At 40.8% G+C, this 21,924-nt stretch carries 21 protein-coding genes; 5 read left to right on the top strand and 16 right to left on the bottom strand.

Features of this window, described 5'->3' with window-relative positions:
* Positions 1-7 precede the first annotated feature (7 nt).
* The 7 genes from J1G40_RS13085 to J1G40_RS13055 all read right to left on the bottom strand — a co-directional run bounded on the left by J1G40_RS13085 (position 8) and on the right by J1G40_RS13055 (position 5,020).
* A complete protein-coding gene (locus J1G40_RS13085; protein ID WP_265243096.1) occupies positions 8-301 on the bottom strand; it encodes a cupin domain-containing protein in 294 nt (97 codons plus the stop codon).
* A 16-nt stretch (positions 302-317) separates the two neighbouring features.
* Complete coding sequence (locus J1G40_RS13080; protein WP_265243095.1) at positions 318-785, bottom strand: pyridoxamine 5'-phosphate oxidase family protein; 468 nt, start codon at positions 783-785, stop codon at positions 318-320.
* Positions 786-797: 12 nt separating this feature from the next.
* Entirely contained in the window at positions 798-1,250 is a 453-nt protein-coding gene (locus J1G40_RS13075) for a nitrous oxide reductase accessory protein NosL (RefSeq protein ID WP_265243094.1), read from the bottom strand.
* On the bottom strand, positions 1,237-1,848 hold the full coding sequence (locus J1G40_RS13070; protein ID WP_265243093.1) for a hypothetical protein: 612 nt from the start codon (positions 1,846-1,848) through the stop codon (positions 1,237-1,239). The genes J1G40_RS13075 and J1G40_RS13070 overlap by 14 nt, the downstream gene beginning before the upstream one ends.
* 84 nt (positions 1,849-1,932) lie before the next feature.
* A complete protein-coding gene (nosZ, locus tag J1G40_RS13065) occupies positions 1,933-3,891 on the bottom strand; it encodes a Sec-dependent nitrous-oxide reductase (RefSeq protein WP_265243185.1) in 1,959 nt (652 codons plus the stop codon).
* 26 nt (positions 3,892-3,917) lie between these two features.
* Positions 3,918-4,502 (bottom strand): fasciclin domain-containing protein, encoded by a 585-nt coding sequence (locus J1G40_RS13060; protein ID WP_265243092.1) that lies wholly within the window; start codon positions 4,500-4,502, stop codon positions 3,918-3,920.
* 11 nt (positions 4,503-4,513) lie between these two features.
* Positions 4,514-5,020: a c-type cytochrome gene (locus J1G40_RS13055; RefSeq protein ID WP_265243091.1), complete on the bottom strand. Its 507-nt coding sequence runs from the start codon at positions 5,018-5,020 to the stop codon at positions 4,514-4,516.
* Between the two features lie 124 nt (positions 5,021-5,144).
* Here J1G40_RS13055 and J1G40_RS13050 point away from each other — a divergent pair, with 124 nt between their 5' ends.
* Positions 5,145-5,576, top strand: a complete 432-nt coding sequence (locus tag J1G40_RS13050) for an RrF2 family transcriptional regulator (RefSeq protein ID WP_265243090.1) — start codon at positions 5,145-5,147, stop codon at positions 5,574-5,576.
* Between the two features lie 71 nt (positions 5,577-5,647).
* Positions 5,648-7,039 (top strand): Gfo/Idh/MocA family protein, encoded by a 1,392-nt coding sequence (locus J1G40_RS13045; RefSeq protein WP_265243089.1) that lies wholly within the window; start codon positions 5,648-5,650, stop codon positions 7,037-7,039.
* Between the two features lie 82 nt (positions 7,040-7,121).
* On the opposite strand, the gene J1G40_RS13040 is transcribed toward J1G40_RS13045, so the two are convergent.
* The 4 genes from J1G40_RS13040 to J1G40_RS13025 all read right to left on the bottom strand — a co-directional run bounded on the left by J1G40_RS13040 (position 7,122) and on the right by J1G40_RS13025 (position 12,586).
* Positions 7,122-7,943, bottom strand: coding sequence for a universal stress protein (locus J1G40_RS13040; protein WP_265243088.1), 822 nt, complete (start codon positions 7,941-7,943; stop codon positions 7,122-7,124).
* A gap of 16 nt (positions 7,944-7,959) precedes the next feature.
* Positions 7,960-9,321, bottom strand: coding sequence for an oxygen-independent coproporphyrinogen III oxidase (hemN, locus tag J1G40_RS13035; RefSeq protein ID WP_265243087.1), 1,362 nt, complete (start codon positions 9,319-9,321; stop codon positions 7,960-7,962).
* 242 nt (positions 9,322-9,563) lie between these two features.
* Positions 9,564-11,189, bottom strand: coding sequence for a sodium:solute symporter (locus tag J1G40_RS13030; protein WP_265243086.1), 1,626 nt, complete (start codon positions 11,187-11,189; stop codon positions 9,564-9,566).
* Positions 11,190-11,227: 38 nt separating this feature from the next.
* Positions 11,228-12,586, bottom strand: coding sequence for a Gfo/Idh/MocA family protein (locus J1G40_RS13025; protein WP_265243085.1), 1,359 nt, complete (start codon positions 12,584-12,586; stop codon positions 11,228-11,230).
* Between the two features lie 100 nt (positions 12,587-12,686).
* On the opposite strand from J1G40_RS13025, the gene J1G40_RS13020 reads away from it, so the two are divergent.
* Together J1G40_RS13020 and J1G40_RS13015 are read left to right on the top strand one after the other, a co-directional pair.
* The gene (locus J1G40_RS13020; protein ID WP_265243084.1) at positions 12,687-13,583 is read left to right on the top strand and encodes a nucleotidyltransferase family protein; all 897 of its coding nucleotides are present in this window, start codon (positions 12,687-12,689) and stop codon (positions 13,581-13,583) included.
* Positions 13,584-13,586: 3 nt separating this feature from the next.
* Complete coding sequence (locus J1G40_RS13015; RefSeq protein ID WP_265243083.1) at positions 13,587-14,654, top strand: phosphotransferase enzyme family protein; 1,068 nt, start codon at positions 13,587-13,589, stop codon at positions 14,652-14,654.
* Between the two features lie 70 nt (positions 14,655-14,724).
* Here J1G40_RS13015 and treF read toward each other — a convergent pair whose 3' ends face one another.
* The 3 genes from treF to J1G40_RS13000 all read right to left on the bottom strand — a co-directional run bounded on the left by treF (position 14,725) and on the right by J1G40_RS13000 (position 18,730).
* A complete protein-coding gene (gene treF / locus J1G40_RS13010; protein ID WP_265243082.1) occupies positions 14,725-16,323 on the bottom strand; it encodes an alpha,alpha-trehalase TreF in 1,599 nt (532 codons plus the stop codon).
* Between the two features lie 42 nt (positions 16,324-16,365).
* Positions 16,366-17,544: an acyl-CoA dehydrogenase family protein gene (locus J1G40_RS13005; RefSeq protein ID WP_265243081.1), complete on the bottom strand. Its 1,179-nt coding sequence runs from the start codon at positions 17,542-17,544 to the stop codon at positions 16,366-16,368.
* Between the two features lie 100 nt (positions 17,545-17,644).
* Complete coding sequence (locus tag J1G40_RS13000) at positions 17,645-18,730, bottom strand: aromatic ring-hydroxylating oxygenase subunit alpha (protein WP_265243080.1); 1,086 nt, start codon at positions 18,728-18,730, stop codon at positions 17,645-17,647.
* A 94-nt stretch (positions 18,731-18,824) separates the two neighbouring features.
* Here J1G40_RS13000 and J1G40_RS12995 point away from each other — a divergent pair, with 94 nt between their 5' ends.
* On the top strand, positions 18,825-19,700 hold the full coding sequence (locus J1G40_RS12995; RefSeq protein ID WP_265243079.1) for a dimethylarginine dimethylaminohydrolase family protein: 876 nt from the start codon (positions 18,825-18,827) through the stop codon (positions 19,698-19,700).
* 1 nt (position 19,701) lies between these two features.
* Here J1G40_RS12995 and J1G40_RS12990 read toward each other — a convergent pair whose 3' ends face one another.
* Positions 19,702-20,415 carry a tRNA1(Val) (adenine(37)-N6)-methyltransferase gene (locus J1G40_RS12990; RefSeq protein ID WP_265243078.1) on the bottom strand — a complete coding sequence of 238 codons (714 nt, stop codon included), beginning with the start codon at positions 20,413-20,415 and terminating at the stop codon, positions 19,702-19,704.
* A gap of 42 nt (positions 20,416-20,457) precedes the next feature.
* Positions 20,458-21,903 (bottom strand): sulfatase, encoded by a 1,446-nt coding sequence (locus J1G40_RS12985; RefSeq protein WP_265243077.1) that lies wholly within the window; start codon positions 21,901-21,903, stop codon positions 20,458-20,460.
* Between the last annotated feature and the right edge of the window lie 21 nt (positions 21,904-21,924).

Below are 21,924 nucleotides of genomic sequence, written 5' to 3'. Positions count from 1 at the left end.
ATATGAATTATCTTATGATTAAAAATTTTGAATTTTCAGTGGCCTGTACCCAATGCCGAACTTCTTTTGGAAATCTAAAATGTTGATACTTATGTAAGTCGAATTGTTGCTCATTAATAAAAAAAGTAATCTCACCTTCAAGTACGATCAATTCAGCATCCCGTGGAGAAGTATGCTCAGGAAAAATTGCACCATTCTCTAAACTTATGCAAAGAATTTCCAAGAAGGATGTCTTTATTAATTGCTTTACCTGGAGACCATTAAAAGCGAGAGACGCAATTATATTATTTAGCTCGTACATTAATTGGTTTTTGGTGCTACTTCCCATCCCTGAACTTTCCTGAAATGTCATTTATGATTATACGATATACTATAGGAATACCCTTTTGTGTTAAACGACTAGAAAAATCACTGATAAATTTAGCTCCGGAACCCTCTGTCTTTGCAATAGTTTCCTGTACTCCCTCAGCAAACTTGTGCAGATAGTATTTGGCGGTGCTTCCCTTAAGTTCTTCAAAATTGCCATGTATCAGAACAGAACGCCAATTTTGTATGGTATCAATCTGGTCTACCTGCAATGCCACCAGGTTTAATTTTCTCATGGCCGCTATTTTGTGGCCTTCCGTGGAATAGCTCAAAATACAGTTCTCCTTTGCGTCATAATAGTAAGTAATTGGGGTTATATAGGGGGTTGCTCCAGAGTTAAAAGCCAATCGTCCTATATAGTTATCCTTAAGCAACTTAATACATGCTTCCGTTTCTAATGTTCCAAAAATTGAATGCATCTTAGTCTTTATTTAATCGGTAACTTCAAATCTTAGTTTTAATTCTGGCCAGGTAAATGTTTCTCCGCCATTCTCCTTAAAGGCTTTTTCAACACCTTCTTTTGTGCCAAATGCCGTCAGGTATTCGCCCATCGGACTTGGTATTTCATCGCATATTAAATAATTCGCCTCAGCTGCATCTACTAATTCTCCGGGGGCGTCATAATCATTAACCAAAAACATGGCTATAGTGGTGTTATCAACATCCTTTAAATGGTTCAGCATGCATTCTACAGCATCAAATTTAAATACCTTACCTTTTTCTGTCACTAGTTCTGCTGCATGCTGACGGTCTACTATTGTCATACTACAAAAATGACAACCATCAGAACCATAGGTAATGGGTTGGGGGCTTACTTTACAGGATACCAGCAATCCAATTAATATCAGGAAATAAAAGGGCGGTATTTTTTTAAGATGCTTCATGTCTCAGAACTTGATTTTTTTTCTCTCTACGCCCTAGCAAGTATGCCACAAAAGAAACTGCCATACCAAGACCAAGGCAATAGGCTCCCAACTGGGGATAAGAATGTGCCGTGAAGTTCAGGATGTCCTTAGAGCCAAATAAGGGCGGTTGAAAACCCATCACAGAGCCATCCGGATTGGTGAATTTCATGATTGCTTTTGGATCCAGATCATAGCCATAGTCGTGCTCCCACAAATAAAAATCATACAAGCCGGCAGCGCTAACCAAAACCATCATTATAAACCAATACAGGTACCATTTGTGATTCCCATAAAATGCAATTATCAATCCTAAAACGGTCGTAATAATGATACCAAGAGGAAATATTTTAAATTCCGGAATTGCGTCAGGAATATACTTCATCCCAACATAGTGATTCATCAAATTGATGTTTTTTATATCATGTGGATTTGCATCCGAAAAATCATTAATATGAATGTACATCCCCAGCGGAGTTGGGTACTGTGGTGCTTCTAGTGTAATCTTCCACAAAGGAAAAACAAACAAAAGCAGTGGCAGTAATGCCGCAAGGAACATTAGTATCTTCGACTTATTCATAATGTAAAAGGATTAAAAGAAAAGCGGATAGGGTTAGTGTTAGCTACCCGCTTTTAGTTTGAAAAAAAGAATTTCTAAGAGTATTTACTCACCCAAAGACCAGGACAGGTCTAAGTTCGAGTTTTCAGGGGAAACTCTTATATACCCCTGCATTTCCTGGTGAAGTGCCGAACAAAAATCTGTACAATAAAATGGCCAGACACCTACCTGTTTAGGTTCCCAAACAAAGCTTTCCGTTTGCCCCGGCATAATAAGAAGCTCTGCTGTATTGGCACCCAAAACACTTACCCCATGGGGAACATCATAATCTTGTTCCAAGTTGGTGACGTGGAAATACACTTTATCCCCCACTTTAATACCTTCAATATTATCCGGGTTAAAGTGGCTTCGAATCATAGACATGTAGATATGTACTTCTTTGCCATTTCGTTCTACTCGTACATCTGCATCTGTCTGGATACCATATTTATGCTCATTCTCTGAAAGATTATATATCTTTTTAGATCTTGCCTTTACAATATCTGCTGCTATCCCTGCGGCGTAGTGTGGTTCACCTACCGTTGGGAAATCGAGCAGCAGCTCCATTTTTTCTCCGGATATATCGTATAACTGAGCAGATTGTGTTACTTCCGGACCGGTTGGCAGATAGCGGTCTTTAGTAATTTTATTCATCGCCAGCACATATTTACCAAATGGTTTTCTGGAATTCCCTCCGGGTATCATAAGGTGACCTACGGAATAATAACAAGGTTGCCTGTCTACAACTTCCCAGGTACCTACCTTCCATTTCACCACTTCCGAAGAAATGAAGAATGTAGTATAGGCGTTACCTTCGCCATCAAATTCTGTGTGTAATGGCCCCAAGCCTCCACTTTTAACCGTTCCAGCTAAAACATCTTCAAAATTCAGGATAGGGATGCCATAAGCATCTCCGTCAAATTTCTCTGCCTCGATAGCTGCAAGCATTTTGGAGAACGAGTGTACAGTCAGATCTGCAGAAAGTTTTCCGTTACCAACAATATATTCTCCGGTAGTATCTACATCACAACCGTGAGGAGATTTAGGTGTAGGAAGGAAATACACGGCACCAGGAACCTCTAGTGGATCTACCACAAGAACTTCTTTCTTCATAGTTGAAGTGGCAGTATGTGTGCTCTCATCATATACGTTATGCGCATAATTTGTAGCCATTTTTTTGCCTCCGCCGCCATTGACATATTCTTCTATTTTCTTCCAGTTCACGGCAGCAATAAAGTCTTTATCATTCTGCGATGCATTTACTTCTAGCAGAGAACTGGCCTCTTCCGTATTGTAAGTGGTAAAAAAGAACCAGCCGTGAGAATCACCCCTACCAGGGTGTGCAAGGTCATAATCGAACCCAGGCATCATCAACTGAAATTTAATGTCCATTCTGCCATTTTCAGGTGCCACACTTATAAATGTAAGGGCTCCCTTGAAATTACCTTTGTAATCCTTAATTGGCATATCTCTTTGAGGAACTGGCACTGAAAACCTTGTGCCGGCCACCACATACTCTGTATTTTCCGTAACAAAGGAAGAACTATGGTTCCCCCCACTATTGGGGATTTCAATGATCTCAGTAGTTTCAAAAACACTTAGATCTACTTTAGCAATCCTGGGAGTATTGTTCCCATTGATAAATACATATCTACCATCCAATTCTCCATTGGTTTGTGAAATGTCCGGGTGATGCGAATCATCCCATGGCACAAAACCATGTGAGGTATTAAGCATAGGTTTTGTTTCTTCGTTATAGCCCCATGCCTTTTCAGCATCCTGTGAAAAAACAGGAATCACTTTGAAAAGTCGTCCAGATGGCAATCCGTATACAGATAACTGTCCACTGAAGCCACCAGAAATAAAGGCATAAAACTCATCGTGCTCTCCAGGGGCCACATAGACACGTTCAGCGGCATTGGAAGTTAACGCACCATTTGAAGTGCCTTTTCCCTGGTTATTGCAACTGGTCATTACCAGGGCAAAACCCAAAATACCGGTTAATAAAAGACTAAATTTTTTCATCATTTTTATAAATTTTCTAGTTGTTATTAATTAGATGGAGGTAATATCACTTTGTCTACAACATGAACAATTCCATTACCAGCAGGCACACTTGCAAGGATCTTGGCTCCGCCAACGTAGACATCATCTCCTTTTACTTCTACTGTCGTGCTCTGATCATTTGCCTGGCCTAATTTTTTAAATTTCTTTAGAAATTCCTTATCATATTTACCTGGCGTAACATGGTGTTTTAGAATGTTGGATAGGGCATCCTTATTCTCTGGTTTAAGTAAATTTTCCACGGTGCCTTCAGGAAGTGCATCAAAAGCAGCGTTTGTCGGCGCAAAAACCATAAGGGGCCCTGCATTGACCAAAACATTCTCTAATTCCGCAGCTTGCACTGCAGCAACAAGTGTTGAATGGTCCGCAGATCCAATTGCAATGTCTAAAACATTGGGCGTAGACTCATCGTCTTTAAGGAAAGCCTGCCCTTGTTTTTTAGTTTGTTCCGTCGCCTGAGGTTCTGAAACGGAGTCGGTACCTGTCGTTTTAGCATCATTTTTACATGCAACTAAAACGAAGAGCAAAATAATTAAAGCTGGTAGCAGCTTAAGTCTAGTGTCTGTTTTCATTATTTGTTGGTTTAAAGTGTTCGGAAATATTCTAAAACGGCTCTGGCCTGCTCTTCTGTCAGACCCTGGTTGGCCATTGGAGAACCATTAAATTCTATCAGGAGGTCTTTGGCAAGAGGATCTTCCTTGACCATTCCTTCCGGATTCAGGATCATGTTCATAACCCATTCCGGGCTACGTCTTTCTAATATTTTATCGGGTGCCGGACCAATGAATTTCTTTCCTACTCTATGGCATGCGAGACACATTTGATTATATATCCCTTCTCCCATAGTTGCCATTTCCTGGTCTATTTCATCATTCAATGTCAAATCTGTAATTGGGCCTACCCCTTTATTGTTAAGTTCTATTCTTTCAGAGGCTTTAGTAGTAGGAGCTTCTGTTTCTGATTTAGGCTGCTCTGTCTGGGATTTCTGCCTTTCGACGCTAAACCCTTCCTTTTTCTTTTCTTCTTTTCCACCACAACTCAATACAATTAAAGAGAGGAGTAATAGAGCACTTCTGAAAACGAATTTCATAATTTATAGATGTTAAGATTATGGCTCAAAAGTAGTTGCGAAGTCATAGAAAAAACATGACTATTGTCATATTTAAGATAAAAATATCTTTTTATTGTTATATTTGTATTATCAATTCATTTTTATGTTCTCAAACTCCTCAAAATATGCTATTAAGGCTGTTCTATACCTGGCACTTCACGCCAGTGAAGACAATAAATTGATGGTAAAGGATATCTGCAAGCCCATCAACGTACCAAAGGCTTACCTTTCCAAGTTACTCCAGGATTTATCCCGACATCGCATAGTTTCCTCTACACGTGGCCCTAAAGGTGGTTTCTATCTAAGTGAACTGAATAAAGATTTGTTTGTTATGGATATTGTTGGTGTCATAGACGGTAAGAATAAGCTAGAGTCCTGTCTGCTCAGCCTAAAAGATTGCAGCAAGGATAAACCCTGTCCTCTGCACCATGCTGTTAGTAGTTCGCGTTCAAAAATGATAAAAAGCCTTGAATCTACTTCAATTCGCGAATTATCTGAAAATCTAGGTGACAAGAAGGCATTCTTACCTCTCTGATGTTACTTTGTCAGCTATATCAAAAGCCGTAACTTGATAGCTTTTATTTACCATAACTATTGCTTCCGATTATGAATAAAAATTCATCCAGAAGGTCTTTCATTAAAAGAGCCACCCTGGGAACCGCCGCAATGAGTGCAGCTCCTGAAATTTTAGCAGGTTCCTACTCTCAAAAACTACTACTGCATAAAACATATCATCAAAAAGAATATGCGCATAACGATCAGATTCAACTGGGGCTCATCGGCTCAGGAATTCAGGGTATTTACGATACCAGGGCTGCGCTAGGAGTAAACGGGGTACAACTGGTTGCTGTTTGTGATCTTTATGAAGGAAGATTAGACAGAGCGAAGGAACTCTGGGGAGATGATATATACACCACCAGGGATTACCGGGAACTACTTCAAAGAAAAGATATCGATGCCGTTATTGTTGCCACCCCGGATCATTGGCATAAAAAAATTACAATTGATGCCCTTAATGCCGGCAAGGCCGTGTATTGCGAAAAACCGATGGTCCAAAAATTTGATGAAGGCCATGAAATAATTAAAACTCAAAAGCAAACAGCTGTAGTATGCCAGGTAGGTAGCCAGGGAATGTCTTCCCTGGGTAATGAGAAAGCAAAACAATTGTATAATGATGGTGCCATTGGCGAAATTGTTATGCTAGACATGTATAACGATCGCTATTCATCCGATGGGGCCTGGCAATATCCTATCCCTCCGGATGCTAATCCGTCTACGGTAGATTTTGACACTTTTTTGGGAAACGCCTCAAAAGTACCTTTTGAATTGAAACGATTTTTCAGATGGAGAAATTATCAGGATTACGGAACTGGAGTTGCCGGCGATCTTTTCGTTCACGCATTTTCTACCTTAAATTTTGTGCTGAGTTCAAAGGGGCCAAATAAGGCATTGGCAACAGGAGGACTGCGTTATTGGAAAGACGGTCGGGATGTTCCGGATGTTTCTCTCACCCTTTATGATTATCCTCAAACAGCAACTCATGCAGCCTTTAATGCCGTCTTCAGAATAAACTTTATTGCAGGAAATGGCGGAGGTGGTGGATTTAAAATAATTGGTACCGAAGGTGAAATGGAGGTGAGTCAGAATAGGGTTCAACTAACCCGTTCAAAATTGGGAATGACTCCGGGAGGTTATTCCATGGTTGCCTATACCGAAGCTACCCAGGAGAAAATCAGGAAAGAATATGCCGTTAAAAATACCACATCCAGAGCAACATCCTTAAACACCGGGCAGACCATATGGGAAGCGCCCCGTGATTATAAAGGCGGGCATTATGACCATTTTTTTAATTTCTTCGAGGCAATTCGGGGCAATGGTACTATTGTACAGGACCCCACATTTGGATTACGGGCAGCAGGTGCTGCGCTATTGGCTAATGAAAGTTATTTTAACGAGAAGATTGTCAATTGGGATCCGGTTACTATGCAACTTGTTTAAATTAATGTATGTCAATACTTTAAATAAAAAGGGAGCCCCCACAGACTCCCCTTCTCATTCATCAACTATATATATCACTCAATCAAATCCTAAATGTTATAACGGGAATTTTTGAATGGTTGGCAATATCTTCACCAATACTTCCCATGAAGAAATGCGCCAGGCCTCTTCTTCCGTGTGTTGGTATCCCTATTGCGTCTGCTCCGATACTCTCGCTAAAATTAAGCACTCCGCGCTCCACACTGTAATCGTTATAGATTTCAACTTCTTTCCCGGCTCCGGACTTCTGTAAGAAATCAGTAACCTTTTTGTATATATCCTGGTGACTTAGAAAATCTTCCCCAGGTGTATTTACATAGACCAGGTGCAGTTTTGCAGATAAGGTGTCGGCAAAATCTAATGCCTTTTGGAACGCCACCAAGCCTTCTTCTCTGAAATCAGAGGCGAAAACAAAATTTTCTACATTAAAGTCTTCAATTTCCTTTTTAATAACCAGAACGGGAACATCGGCATGACGAACTACCTTCTCTGCATTAGATCCGACAAATATTTCTTTTAGTCCGTCCGTGCCATGAGACCCCATAACTATTAGATCAGCACCGTGTTTTTTAGCTACATCATTTACCTCGCTAAAAACCTTAAAGTGCTTAATTATCGGAGTAATCTTTATGTCTTTTAAATACGGCTTATCTAAGAAATTGGTCAATCTCTTTTCCGCCAGTTTAATAAAGAATACAGTTTGTTCTATATGCAAGCCTTCAGCAGAGGTCAGAACGGCCTCATTAAGTTCCAGCATATGCAAAACCAAAAGTTCTGCTTTGTGTTTTTTTGCCAAAGAAGCGGCTACTTTTATGGCATATTCGGATTGTTCTGAGAAGTCAACAGGTACAATAATAGTTTTCATAATTTTAATTTTAAGATTACACAGTCATAGAAAAAAGGCGTGTTTTTGGCGCTTTTCTATGTAACAACAAATCAAATGCCATGCAAATGTTTCTTATAAATGGTCTACCAGCTTCGGTGACTATTATTTCTTTGGGCATAACTTCTACCAGCTTGTCGGCCTCCATTTCCTTAAGGCTATTTAACACCCTGTCAATTTCAGGAAAATAGGTAGCTTCGCTATCCCATGACGTTCTAAAGTGGCACATTAAATTTAATATATGCCTTCTAATTTTTTCATCTTCACCAGTTAGTATATGTCCTTTGTAAATAGGAATAATCTGGTTTTCAATTAAATGCTGATACTCTTCCAAACCTTTGACATTTTGCGCAAAACTATACCAACTGTCACTAATGCTAGAGGCTCCCAGGCCAATCATCAGCTTGGTTTTTGAGGCGGTATACCCCATAAAATTTCTATGCAATTTACCTGAAACCATTGCCTTATACAAGCTATCGCCTTCCCTTGCAAAGTGGTCCATCCCAATTTCAAAATACCCGGCCTCAGAGAGCATTTCTTTTCCAAGGGCATATTGTTTTCTTTTCTCTTGCGCACTAGGTAAATCCTCATCCTTATATCCTCTTTGTCCATTGCCCTTTAACCAGGGAACATGTGCATAACTATAAAATGCCAAACGATCGGGTTTAAGGATCTTTGTTTTCTCGATGGTGTTCTCAATGTCCTTTAAGGTTTGATGGGGTAGCCCAAAAATAATATCATGTCCAACTGATGTGTACCCTATTTCACGTGCCCAATTGGTTACATTACTTACCTGCTCAAAGGATTGAATCCTGTGAATGGCCTTTTGTACCTTCTCACTATAATCCTGCACGCCATAGCTTACCCTCCTGAAACCAACATTGTAAAGTGCCTGAAGGTGATCTTTATTTGTGTTATTGGGATGGCCCTCAAAACTGAACTCATAATCCTCAGCTCTATCAGCCCTGTAAAATATTCCATGAATTAGTATTTCAAGATTTTCGGGAGAAAAAAATGTTGGGGTCCCACCACCCAGATGCAATTCTTTTATAATTGGTCTGCTACTGAAAAGATCGCAATATAATTTCCACTCTTTCAGTACAGAATTGATATATGGCATTTCAACTTCATGCCGCTTTGTAATTCTTTTGTGGCATCCACAAAAAGTACACATACTTTCACAAAATGGCAGATGGATATAAAGACTTATACCCTCCTCCTTATTGCTTTCGTTAAAACTTTGTATTAAAGATGCTTTCCACCGTTTTGCTGAAAAAGTAGTCATATCCCAATAGGGAACCGTAGGGTAACTGGTATATCTGGGACCTGGAATATTGTATTTCTGGGTTAAACTACACATTAACTAAATGTTTCTAACAAATCTACAATGAGCTTCACCAAGAAAACATGATAAAAGTCAGGATTAGATTTAGGATGAGCATATCCTGTATTATCAATTCCTAAAAATATGCAAATGGCTTCCTCGCTAAACTGAAATGCAATTAAGAAGATCCAATAGCGCTAAAACACTATAAAACCTTATAGAACCGACATTCACATATCCATCTTAAGCAAGAGAGTTCAGAGTCCTTCTACTCTGTATTAAAGCGATATCGCACTAAAAGACACCATAATATATACCACTATAAGAACCACCAGAATTGAAGCCAGAATATCCCAAATATTATAACTAGATTTATTTGCAGCTTTCTGCTCTGTTGAAATAGACCCGAATGTTAACCCCTGCAGCTGGGCCTTAGAAGGTGCAGGATAAAACATACTGACCACAACGGCAATGGCAACACAAATAGCAAAGAAATAGGCCCCAAAGACCAGCCAATTGATATCTGCTATCCTGAACATAAAACTTCCTTCCGAAAAACTGGACTTGGTAATCTCCAGTGTCAATTTTGAAAATCCAATTAAAAATCCTCCTACGAGGGTAGCAATGGCCCCATTGGCATTGATCCTTTTATAAAAAATCCCAAGTAGAAAGACCGCTGCAATCGGAGGTGAGATATACGCCTGAACATTTTGCAAATATTCGTACAGCCCGTCAGATAATGTGGTAATAATAGGAATCCAAAGCAACCCAAGGCCAACGACAAAAAATGTAGCAATCCGCCCCGTTTTCACCAGCTTTTCTTCCGGTTTATCCGGTCTTATTTTCTTATAGATATCTAAGGTAAAAAGCGTAGAACAAGAGTTAAAAACCGAAGCAAGCGAACTCATCAAGGCTGCAAGAAGTCCGGCTGCAACAAGCCCTCTTAAACCAGAGGGCAGGAGGTTACTCATAAGAACCGGAAAGGCCTCGTCCGGACTGTCCCAATCTAGCTTCCCCTGCATTTTTAATCCTAATGCCACAACTCCGGGAATCAGAAACAAAAATACCGGCATTAGTTTCAAAAGGGCACCAAATATACTACCACGCCTTCCTTCTTTGACGTTTTTGGCCGTCAGTACGCGTTGCACTATTACCTGGTCTGTACACCAATACCAGATCCCTACAATAGTACTGGTAATAAAAAGCGGCAACCAGGGATAATCCGGGTCCGAATTGGAACGCCACATATTAAAATAATCCGCCCCAACCGTGTTTTTAAGTTCTCCCCAACCACCAACGGCATCGAGCCCCATGAACGTCAGCACCCCAGCACCCATTACCAATACAATGGCCTGTATGGTCTCAGTATAAACCACAGCCCTCATTCCTCCCAGCACGGTGTATAATCCGGTAAGCACCACAGTAGCAACAGCTCCAATCCAGAAAGGGATGCCGAGGAGAGCCGATACAACTACTCCCCCGGCATAAATTGTGACAGATACTTTGGTTAAAATATAAGCTATGAGTGAAACCACGGATAACACCCATCTGGACCTGGCATCGAATCGCTTCTCAAGGAATTCGGGCATCGTAAAAACTCCGCTTCTTGCATAAAATGGCAGAAAAACCCATCCCAGCATTAATACAATCCAGGCATGCAATTCATAGATTAGCAGGGGCATCTTATCTCCAGCTCCGTTACCTGCAAGGCCAACTACATGTTCCGAACCAATATTGGAAGCAAATATTGAAGCTCCTACAACAAACCAACCTATATTTCTGCCGGCAAGAAAGTAATCTTCTGTATTCTTTTGTTTTTGCTTAATGACCCACCATGCAACTCCCAGTAGAATTATAAAATAAGCAGTAATTACTATCCAGTCTATTGCGTCTAGTCCTTTCATAAAATTGACGTTGGTTGTTCTTTGAAGTATTCGGTGTTCTAGAAGTTATTTTTAATCCAGTTGTATGGTGCCCTTTTAATCCACAACCCCCGGGTGAAGTCAGGAAAATCCTGAGGCTCTCCATTATTGGCCAGCGAAACTTCTGATAATGGGGTTACCGCGCTCCAGGCTGCAGCGTCATAGGCATCCATGGGAGGCGCAATATTCTTTTTGGCAGATTCCACAAAGGCATTAATAACAAAGAAATCCATCCCGCCATGACCTGCCCCTTCGGCATATTGACCAAACTTCTTCCATAGTGGATGATCATATTTAGCCAACCATTCGGTTGCATCATCCCATTGATGTGGTTCGGATTCTCCTTCAACATAAATTCTGTTTCCATCTACTTCCCAAAGTCCGTTTGCACCCTGAACCCTGAATCCTAAAGAATATGGCCTGGGAGAGTTGCAATCGTGAGTAACAATAATGGTTTCGCCATTTGCAGTGCCTATGGTAGAGGTAATAATGTCTCCCTGCTTAAATTTTATGCTGGCATTAGGATGGTCTTTCCCACCATGCTTTACAATATGGTTATGCAACCCAACTGCCTTTGAGGCGTGAGAAGTCATAGATATAAATCTGTTTCCTCTATTAATATCTGCCATAACAGCAACAGGCCCTAACCCATGGGTTGGGTAGACATCGGCATTGCGTTTAACAGAATGTGCAGTACGCCATTTGGCTTCGGAAGTTGCTTTTTCGCCAAATTCTACACCGCCTCCATAGGGCTGCTTGCCATTATTGAATTTCACTTCCCTGAGGTCGTGCTGGTACCCACATCTAAAATGCAGTAACTCGCCAAATACCTGCTGACGTACCATATTTAACACTGCCAGAACATCCCTTCTGTAATTCACATTTTCGAGTATCATCAGATGGGTGCCGGTTTTTTCATGTGTATTTACCAAATCCCAGCATTCTTCCAGCGTATTGGCCGCCGAAACCTCAACACCGGCATACTTGCCGGCTTCCATAGCATCAACAGACATTGTAACATGCCATAACCATGGGGTGGCAATTATGACAGCATCTACTTCCTTGAGCTCCAATAAGTTTCTATAGTCGTATTCTCCCTTGCCATAAACCTTTGGTTCTTTTCCGCCTGCATCACTAATCATGTTCCTTGCAATAGCGATCCGCTTCGGATCCAAATCACAAATTGCAGTAATATTGACATCTTTTCGCAACAACAAATTGCTGAGATGATTAGTTCCTCTTAAACCAACACCAATGAGGCCTATATTTAATTTGGATTCCTGTACAGATTCCATAAACTCCGACGCCGCTGTTGGAAGGGTCAGCATGCCGGCACCAATTACTGAAGTCTTTTTAATAAATTTCCGTCTGGAATTCATAACACATTACGTTTAAAGCGCTTTAAATTATGAAAATCTTTAGGATAGGATACATTTTCAGTCATAAAAACTTATTTTTGCGGCCATTAATGAATTAGTTATGACTTTACTATTAATGGCAGCCGGAAGAGGTAGCCGATATGGAAAATTAAAACAATTTGACGGCCTTGGTCCAAATGAAGAATTCCTGATGGAGTTCAGCATATACGACGCTTTGGAAAGCGGTTTTGACCATATAGTGGTTATAACACAAAAAGACAATGTTGCGTTTCTAAGAGATCACCTCAGCATTAGACTTCCGGCATCGGTTAAATTAGATGTTATTGCACAGGAGCTTTCAGATTTGCCAGAGGGCTCTGCCTATCAGGGAGAGCGCCAGAAGCCATGGGGTACAGCCCACGCAGTTTGGTCTGCCAGAAACGTAATAAAAACCCCTTTTGCCGTTATCAATGCTGATGACTATTACGGGAAAGCTGCTTATAGAAATGCCGCTGAATTTATCGCTAAAAATGAGGATAACGACCGTTATGGACTTATGGCCTACACCCTGAGTGATACACTTTCCGAACACGGTTCTGTATCAAGAGGTGTATGTGAACGAGATGGGGATGCTTTAGTATCTGTTGTTGAAACCATTAAGATTACAAGACAAAACGGTGGTATAGTAGATTTGGAAACCGGCAAGGCATTTGTTGGCGATGAACTGGTAAGTATGAATTTCTGGGTCTGCAGACCTTCTATTTTCTCGCAGATTGAAGAAGATATAAGGGAGTTTTTAAAAGATGAAGAAAACATTACCGGTAGTGAGGTTTACCTTCCTTTTGTAATACAAGCTATGTTACAGGAAAACAAAACCGCTGTTGATGTGATTCCTTCGGATAGCAAATGGTTTGGAATTACTTATGCAGATGATAAGGAGAAAGCCATGGATCAGTTATTAGACATGACTAATAATGGTGGCTATAAGGCTCCCCTTTGGAACTCTGTCAAATCATAAACTATGTCTGCAATGGAGAATAATGATCATGTAGCTCTACTACATAAATTTTCCATTGAGAAGAAACCCTATAGCCTACAAAGTATCAGTCAAGGTTTAATTAATGACACTTTTCTGGTGCTGGATGTGTCCAGACCCATATTTATCTTACAGTCGGTTAATACTACAGTCTTTCAGAATGTGGCAGGCCTGATGAATAATTTTGGGAAGGCACTGGATTATTTGGCGGATGCTGATTATGCGAAAATTGAGCTGGTTAAAACTCTTGATGGGGATTATTATTATGAGACATCTGCCGGTGAATGCTGGAGGTTGATGACATATATAGATCATAGTACGGCCTACAACACCACAACAAATCCTATAATTGCATACGAAGCCGGGAGGGTAATAGGCAAGTTTCATCAATTGTTGCATACTGCCCCAATAAAAGATTTTGAAGAAACCATCCCCAATTTCCACAACCTTCAATTGCGTGAAGATCAATTTAAAACGGCACTGGATAACTGCCCTTCAGAATTGAAGGTTAGTGCAGAGAAAGCCATAGATTTTACTTTTGGGATTTTAGCGAAGCTAAAAGAGTGGGATCAGGAGGAAATCCCCGTCAGACTTTGCCATAATGACACCAAACTCAACAATATCCTTTTTTCAAAGCATACTGATAAGGCTTTATGCCTTATTGATTTAGACACTTTAATGAAGGGGTACTTCCACTACGATTTTGGGGATGCTGTTCGGACCGTAGTCAACACGGCCCCTGAAGATGAAAAAGAGCACCATAAGATTACTTTTGACAAGCCGCTTTTTGAAGCCTTTGTCGATGGCCTGAGTTCTAACCCTGCTTTTCTTACGGCAAAGGAAATAGATCTGCTTTCTATGGGAGTTGTACTAATGCCTTTTCTCCATGGAATTAGGGCATTGACAGATTATCTTAATGGAAATATTTACTACAAAGTTGCCTATGAAAACCAAAATATGGACAGGGCACTTAGTTTATACAATTTTACTCAGAAAGCCCTTGATCAGGTTCCTTATATGAACGAAGTGGTGAAGGAAAAGTTGATGAACTAACTGCATTTTTCAAGTGGTGAAACCAAAACCGACTCAACAAAAAGGTCTGGTATTTATGCTAAATTAGCCACTATTGGTTTTCCAAATACCCTTTTAAGGCCAGGTAAACTCCGTTGCTCCAACCAAACCCATCTTGTACAGGGTACTCTCCTCCCCCTGCCTCCAAAGACAGATCTTCTACATTGTACTTCTCTACAAATTTACCGGTATTAGCATAGACCTTTTCATTTAGACTTACCCATCTTTCTGCAATTGTCCTGGCCAAATCCTTATGGCCGTAATTCTGCAGTCCAATAATCGTCATCCATTGTAAAGGCGCCCATCCATTTGGAGCATCCCATTGTTGCCCTGTATCATAGAGTGTGGTAACCACACCTCCTGGTTTAAGGAAATGCTCTTTTACATAACTGGCCACCTCATCTGCCTGCGACTGATTGCTCATTTTAAAAAATAAGGGATATACCATTGCGAGCGACTTAATAGATGTTTGCTTTTGAGCTACCCAATTAAAATCGGCATACACCCCTTCCTGTTCATTCCAGCAATACTGATCCAGAAATGCCTTTCTATTCTCCATACTTAACTTAAGGCTTGCAACATAGGCTGCATCATCTTTAAAGCAATGAGTTAAAACCTCTTCCAATCCAAAAAGCAAGGCGTTGAGATCCACCGGAATAATATCGGTGGTTTCTATAGATTCTATAGTACTTCCATCGGCGAACCATCTGGAAGTATAGTCCCATCCCGATTCGGCACCTGCTCTGAGATCCTGATACATTTTGGTTCCTCCTCCCATGGCACTCACTTGCGTATAATCTTCTCTGTACGACTCTTGCCTGGGGCTATCGCCAAGGTCATAAAATCTATTCATCACCCCCAAAGGTGTACCGACACAATGTTTGATAGGAGTCTCATTGGCATTACGTCCTTCCATCCAGAACTCGTATTCTTTCCTCAGGGCATCCTTGTACTCTTCATATACCTCGTCTCCCTTATGCGCTGCTAACAATTTCACCATTTGCGAAAAAAATGGTGGTTGAGATCTTGTAATATAATAGGTTCTGTTCCCGTTCGGGATATGACCCACAGTTTGTATGAGATGAGAAAAATTATCTAACATGTCCTTAATCAGACCAAATTCACCACTCTCTACCAAGCCCAGCATCGTAAAATAACTGTCCCAATAATAGACCTCCCTAAATCTGCCTCCGGGAACTACGTAGGGCTTTGGCAGTGGAATTAAGGTACTGCCTTCTTTATAGGTATCAGATGCTCGTTTTAATACGGGCCACAAGGAATTTACATGCTCAATAGCCGATTTATTTGGATCCGATTTAAAATCGGAGGATATAGAAACGGGTACTTCAAAATTTTCCAGAACAAAGTCCCTGAGATCAAAGCCCGCCTTGCTTTTTTGGGTTTCGTATTTTTCCACTATAACCTTTGCCGGATATTTAGGGGTACAGTCTACAAAGGTTTTGCCGTCATGAAATACTTCTTTCATCTGTACATCCACGAACAAATCGCCTAACAAGACGTCGGGTGTTTCAAAAACTTGTGTTGTAGTTGTAATTACCTGAACTGAGGAGGTAGAAGTATCAACTTTTTTATCCGTTTCTGTTTTACAAGCGACTAGAGAAACGAATAACAATAATAAGATAAACCTCATAATACTATTTTGGTGAAAAGTGTAGCTCCAAAATAATACAATTTATTTAAACGCACTATGCCCGGTTATATCGGCCCCTGTAATTAACAGATGAATGTCATGTGTGCCCTCATATGTTATAACAGATTCCAGATTCATCATATGACGCATTATGCTGTATTCCCCCGTTATTCCCATGCCTCCTAATATCTGTCTGGCTTCTCTTGCTATCTTAATTGCCATATCTACATTATTTCGTTTTGCCATAGAAATCTGAGCGGTTGTAGCCTTTCCTTCATTTTTTAACTGACCAAGTCTAAATGCCAGCAATTGGGCTTTTGTAATTTCAGTAATCATCTCGGCCAATTTCTTCTGCTGTAATTGTGTGGCAGCAATAGGTTTGCCAAACTGAATGCGCTCCTTGGCATATCTAAGTGCGGTATCATAGCAATCCATGGCAGCACCAATGGCGCCCCAGGCAATACCATATCGGGCAGAATCCAAACATCCCAATGGCGCGCCGAGACCACTTTTACCTGGCATCAGATTTTCCTTGGGCACTTTAACGTTATCAAATATCAGCTCTCCTGTAGCAGAAGCCCTTAATGACCATTTGTTGTGGGTTTCAGGGGTAGATAACCCTTCCATTCCGCGTTCTACAATTAAACCGTGTATTCTGCCTTCTTCATTCTTTGCCCAAACAACGGCAATATCGGCGAAAGGTGAATTAGATATCCACAATTTTGCTCCATTGAGAAGATAATGATCTCCCTTGTCTTTAAAGTTAGTTACCATCCCTGCCGGATTAGAACCGTGATCGGGCTCTGTCAGGCCAAAACATCCCATATATTCACCAGTGGCCAATTTGGGCAAATATTTCTTGCGTTGTTCTTCAGTGCCATAGGTGAAGATTGGATACATCACCAGGGAGGATTGTACAGATGCCGTAGAACGCACCCCACTATCTCCTCTTTCTATTTCCTGCATAATAAGGCCATAGCTTATCTGATCTAGCCCAGCTCCACCATATTCAACAGGAATATAAGGTCCAAAAGCTCCAATTTCTGCTAAACCACCAATAATACTTTCTGGAAACTTGGCTTTTTGGGCGTACTCCTCTATAATTGGAGAAACGTCACGCTTTACCCACTGGCGGGCAGCATCGCGCACCAGCTTGTGTTCATCACTAAAAAGATCATCAAGATTGTAATAGTCCGGGGCTTCAAATAAATCGGGCTTCATATGGGAGTAAATTTTGCCAAAGGTAGTAAGGATATATAACAATGCAAATGCAGATTGTTATAAATTACAATGCTATTACTTCATTATTTGTTAATGAAAGTTACTGCAAAAATTTAGAGAGCAGATGATGAAAATGATGCACTCCCTTTTCCTTTGTGGGGGAGAAACGCCCTGCTCTATAATATCTGGATCTCACGCCCTTTTGTACCCCTTCTACTACCTCTTCATCTTCCATTTCCACTTTGTCCAGAATAGCTCCTGCGCCTTTGTCGAGTTTTGAAGCATCCTGTACATAACTGTAAAAAGAAACTTTGGTTTTATCCACTGCCAGGGGTTGAACAACGTTAACGGAGAGTCCCCAGGGATAGAAATTAAACATCATATTGGGAAAGACCCAGTAATAATAGGCAGCCACTTTTTTACCGTAATCCGGATGTCCCGCAGGTAAATTAAAAATTTCTTCATCGCCCGATGCATAACCTATCTGAAGGTTTAAATGGTCATAAATTAAGGTTTCATAATTCCCGTAATCCAGGACAGCGTCCAGATCGTCATGAACAAATGGGATGTGGAAACCCTCCAGATAATTATCACAGTACAATGCCCAGTGCGCAGCAATTGTATAATCTTTTCCCCTGTCAGAATCTAATTTAAAACTATGCAGATCCAGGAACCCAATGCGTTCTTCCAAGGTATTAATTACTTCCTGGAAATCGAATACTGGATCTAAACCAGCAAACAAAAATGGCCCCCAATGCCGTAGTTGAAATTTGTGCAGGTCGTCACAAGGCCTTGGAAAACCTTCTGCTTTCTCAAATTCTGGCATATGTTCAAAACTACCGTCCAATCTGAATCTCCTGCCATGGTAGCCACAAATTAATTTTTTTGCCTTTTTTGATGAATTCACCACAAGGTTACCACGATGGGTGCAAACGTTGCTTAAGCAATGAATGTTTTCGTTTAAATCTTTGGTCAGCACCAATGGTTCTGTCATAAAATTGTTCAACAGTACCATCGGATGTACATGTTGTGGATTTTCCACTAGATCCTGATGCCCCAACCATTGCCATGATTTATAAAAGATGTTGTTTTTGATGGCTTCAAATATTTCAGTATCCCTGTAAAAAGATGCCGGCAGTGTTTCGGCCTTGGAAATATCGGGGTCTATGAAGAATTTACTTGACATTAATTGTATATTGGCTATGCTTCTAATTTAAGCAATATATTAAACTCAAGGTTCAAAAATAAATGACTTCAAAGCCCCGCGCCAAAAAATAATCATGCAGACCTCTCATTCAGAATATTTAAAATTAGCAACGGTTTACCTGAAATCTGCACGTGACGCATTTGTTTCAGAGAAGCTGCTTGCCGAACAATGGCAAGAATTAAACTATTTATCAAAACCCGGGTTGGAGAAGAGCATAAGTGAGTATGAAAATTTTGAAAAAATTCTGCTAAATAACAATATAGCGATAAAGTATTTCCCCAAAAATTCCAAAACAAGGATAGACGCTGTTTATTGCAGGGATGCCTCCATTGCTACAGATCATGGAATGATCATTTGCGCAATGGGAAAAGAAGGTAGAAAATGGGAACCGGAAGCCCAATACCAATCATTTAAAACCCATAATATCCCTGTTCTGGGGAAAATTGAATCCCCCGGATCGCTGGAGGGCGGCGATGTAGCCTGGCTCAATAGAACAACCTTAGCAGTGGGGCACTCATACAGAACCAATGAGGAAGGAATTAGGCAGTTAAAAGCCTTTCTTTCTCCTATAGGCGTTAAGTTGATAGTAGCTGATTTACCTCACTACAAAGGACCACAAGATGTATTTCATTTAATGTCTATTCTGAGTCCTGTTGATAAAGACCTGGCGGTAATTTACCCTCCTTTGATGCCCATTAGATTTCGAAAGCAACTGATAAATTTGGGGTACAAATTTGTAGAAGTACCCGAAGCAGAATTTGAAAGTATGGGATGTAATGTTCTGGCAATAGGACCCGGAAAATGTATCATGGTTGAGGGCAATCCAAGAACACAAACTGCCCTTGAAAAAGCTGGATGTGAAGTTTTAACGTACAGCGGGCAGGAAATAAGTATTAAAGGTGGTGGGGGGCCTACCTGTTTAACTAGGCCTGTGAATAGAATAATATAGATTACATTTTCAGATAGAATTCCTTAGTTAGCGCAATATATTCTGAGGTATATACGTGCCTTTCTTTTTCGATAATTAATTCATCTTCTATGACCTGCTCTTTATCAAACACAAACTGAAGCAGGCTTCTTTTAATCTCTGATGAAAAATTTCCTTTTACCCTTGTTATGCGCTGTGGGAATAAGCCTCTGTCTGCCGCTAGTTGTATAAAATGATACTCTTCTTTGTATGGGACGATCGTTGAAAAGACCCCTTTGGAAGAAAGCAAGACCGAAGCTCCCTCAATTAATTCTTCAAAGGGCAATGACTGGCTTTGTCTGGCCACATCCCTGGCAGCATTTCCACTTGCCATATCTTCCGTGTAAAAGGGGGGATTAGAAATTACTAAATCGTATTGGTCTTCTATCTCCTCTATAAATTCGTGCAGCCCTGCATGGTAGCAAAAGAGCCGATCTCCCCAGGGGGACGCCTCAAAATTTTCTACACATTGCACATAAGCCGCTTCATCTATTTCCAGTGCGTCTATAGTAGTCGCCTCACTTCTTTGCGCCATTATCAGAGCAATCAGTCCTGTGCCGGCTCCGATGTCTAAAATACTTTCCGGAGCGTTATCCAGAGAAGTCCATGCCCCAAGAAGCACCCCATCGGTGCCCACTTTCATGGCACATTTATCCTGATTAATCGTAAACTGTTTAAACTTAAAGGGTTTGCTCAACGCTAGAATGGATAATTATTGATTCCTGCCTATGTTAACTGCTCACTGCTCACTACTTACTAACCGGCCCGGTTCCCTGGTCTCCGATCCTTCCAATTCTAATAAGGCATCTCCCAATCTGAAACGCATATCATTGGCAAGTAATTTTATCTCTTCAACTACCTTAGGATTATCCTGGGCTACATTATTTGTCTCGCTGATATCGTTTTGCATATCGTAGAGTTCTATCTCTTCCAGGTCTATCATTCTATATTCCCCGGGAAGACCATCCTTGCCCGGTTCCTGCCCGTCCATTGTACGGTATCTATGAGGGAAATACATTTTCCATTTACCATATCTTACTCCAAATAGTTCATTTACCCTGTAGTAAAAAAAATACGCTTTTTGCGGACTTTTATCGCTTTCACCCGATAGCAAGCTCCAGGCACTTTTTCCGTCGATCTGTAATTCTGGCAACTCAGAATCGGTAAGTGCCGCTATAGTGGGTAGAATATCTATGGCCATAACAGGAACATCAATTACACCGCCGGCTTTTAATTTTTTGGGATATTTAATTATAAAGGGCTCTCGTTGCCCGCCTTCCCAGGCTGTTCCTTTTCCCTCTCGCAAAGGCAGGGCACTTCCGGCATGATTGCCGTAGGAAAGCCAGGGGCCATTATCTGAAGTAAAAATTACGACAGTGTTTTCTTCCAGACCATTCTTTTTAAGTGCCTCCATAATCTGACCCACGGACCAATCTATCTCCATGATTACATCCCCATACAGGCCCCTCTTGGATTTACCCTTAAATTTATCAGAAACAAACAAAGGTACATGAGGTTGTGGATGTGGAACATATAAAAAGAAGGGGTTATCCTTATTTCTATTGATAAAATCTACGCTTCTCTCTGTAATTTGGGTAGTCAGCTGGGACTGTTCCAACAAGGTATCAATTACGGTCTCATTCTCATAAAGTGGTAAGTCCGGAAAATTAAAAATTGGCCCTTGTTGCGGATGAAATGGCCACATATCATTAGAGTATGGGATACCAAACCATTCATCGAATCCATGTCTTGTGGGCAGAAACTTTAAATGATGGCCCAGGTGCCATTTACCATAAATCGCTGTCTTATACCCACTGGCTTTCAGCATTTCTGCCATAGTAGTCTCAGTTGCATTTATCCCGTGCGTATTACCAGGACCAAGTGCATTATGTATCCCTATTCTATTGGGATAGCAGCCGGTAAGTATCCCTGCCCTTGAAGCAGAACATACCGCCTGGGCAGAGTAGTAACTGGTGAGTCTGATACCCTCCGCAGCCATTTTATCAAGATGAGGAGTTTTAATATCTGGCGACCCAAAAATTCCTACATCCTGATAGCCCTGGTCATCTGTAAAAATGAGCACAATATTGGGTGGTGCTTCCGGCACCGGATCGCCTTTTTTACTCCGGTCTCCACAAGATAAAATGATGGTAAAGAGGGCTATAATATAGAATGCTTTTTTCATGATTTTATAATCGCTTGGTAT

Origin of the sequence: Muriicola sp. Z0-33, from assembly GCF_026126425.1 — a bacterium.
Classification (GTDB): Bacteria; Bacteroidota; Bacteroidia; order Flavobacteriales; family Flavobacteriaceae; genus JAFMPW01.
The sequence above is the reverse complement of the archived record's forward strand: the minus strand, read 5'-3'. Positions and strand labels throughout refer to the sequence as shown.

What these genes read in the sequence shown, in the direction of transcription:
- J1G40_RS13085 (WP_265243096.1), bottom strand. Translation starts at nt 301, where the DNA reads ATGTACGAGCTAAATAATATAATTGCGTCTCTCGCTTTTAATGGTCTC.
- J1G40_RS13080 (WP_265243095.1), bottom strand. Translation starts at nt 785, where the DNA reads ATGCATTCAATTTTTGGAACATTAGAAACGGAAGCATGTATTAAGTTG.
- J1G40_RS13075 (WP_265243094.1), bottom strand. Translation starts at nt 1,250, where the DNA reads ATGAAGCATCTTAAAAAAATACCGCCCTTTTATTTCCTGATATTAATT.
- J1G40_RS13070 (WP_265243093.1), bottom strand. Translation starts at nt 1,848, where the DNA reads ATGAATAAGTCGAAGATACTAATGTTCCTTGCGGCATTACTGCCACTG.
- nosZ (WP_265243185.1), bottom strand. Translation starts at nt 3,891, where the DNA reads ATGAAAAAATTTAGTCTTTTATTAACCGGTATTTTGGGTTTTGCCCTG.
- J1G40_RS13060 (WP_265243092.1), bottom strand. Translation starts at nt 4,502, where the DNA reads ATGAAAACAGACACTAGACTTAAGCTGCTACCAGCTTTAATTATTTTG.
- J1G40_RS13055 (WP_265243091.1), bottom strand. Translation starts at nt 5,020, where the DNA reads ATGAAATTCGTTTTCAGAAGTGCTCTATTACTCCTCTCTTTAATTGTA.
- J1G40_RS13050 (WP_265243090.1), top strand. Translation starts at nt 5,145, where the DNA reads ATGTTCTCAAACTCCTCAAAATATGCTATTAAGGCTGTTCTATACCTG.
- J1G40_RS13045 (WP_265243089.1), top strand. Translation starts at nt 5,648, where the DNA reads ATGAATAAAAATTCATCCAGAAGGTCTTTCATTAAAAGAGCCACCCTG.
- J1G40_RS13040 (WP_265243088.1), bottom strand. Translation starts at nt 7,943, where the DNA reads ATGAAAACTATTATTGTACCTGTTGACTTCTCAGAACAATCCGAATAT.
- hemN (WP_265243087.1), bottom strand. Translation starts at nt 9,321, where the DNA reads ATGTGTAGTTTAACCCAGAAATACAATATTCCAGGTCCCAGATATACC.
- J1G40_RS13030 (WP_265243086.1), bottom strand. Translation starts at nt 11,189, where the DNA reads ATGAAAGGACTAGACGCAATAGACTGGATAGTAATTACTGCTTATTTT.
- J1G40_RS13025 (WP_265243085.1), bottom strand. Translation starts at nt 12,586, where the DNA reads ATGAATTCCAGACGGAAATTTATTAAAAAGACTTCAGTAATTGGTGCC.
- J1G40_RS13020 (WP_265243084.1), top strand. Translation starts at nt 12,687, where the DNA reads ATGACTTTACTATTAATGGCAGCCGGAAGAGGTAGCCGATATGGAAAA.
- J1G40_RS13015 (WP_265243083.1), top strand. Translation starts at nt 13,587, where the DNA reads ATGTCTGCAATGGAGAATAATGATCATGTAGCTCTACTACATAAATTT.
- treF (WP_265243082.1), bottom strand. Translation starts at nt 16,323, where the DNA reads ATGAGGTTTATCTTATTATTGTTATTCGTTTCTCTAGTCGCTTGTAAA.
- J1G40_RS13005 (WP_265243081.1), bottom strand. Translation starts at nt 17,544, where the DNA reads ATGAAGCCCGATTTATTTGAAGCCCCGGACTATTACAATCTTGATGAT.
- J1G40_RS13000 (WP_265243080.1), bottom strand. Translation starts at nt 18,730, where the DNA reads ATGTCAAGTAAATTCTTCATAGACCCCGATATTTCCAAGGCCGAAACA.
- J1G40_RS12995 (WP_265243079.1), top strand. Translation starts at nt 18,825, where the DNA reads ATGCAGACCTCTCATTCAGAATATTTAAAATTAGCAACGGTTTACCTG.
- J1G40_RS12985 (WP_265243077.1), bottom strand. Translation starts at nt 21,903, where the DNA reads ATGAAAAAAGCATTCTATATTATAGCCCTCTTTACCATCATTTTATCT.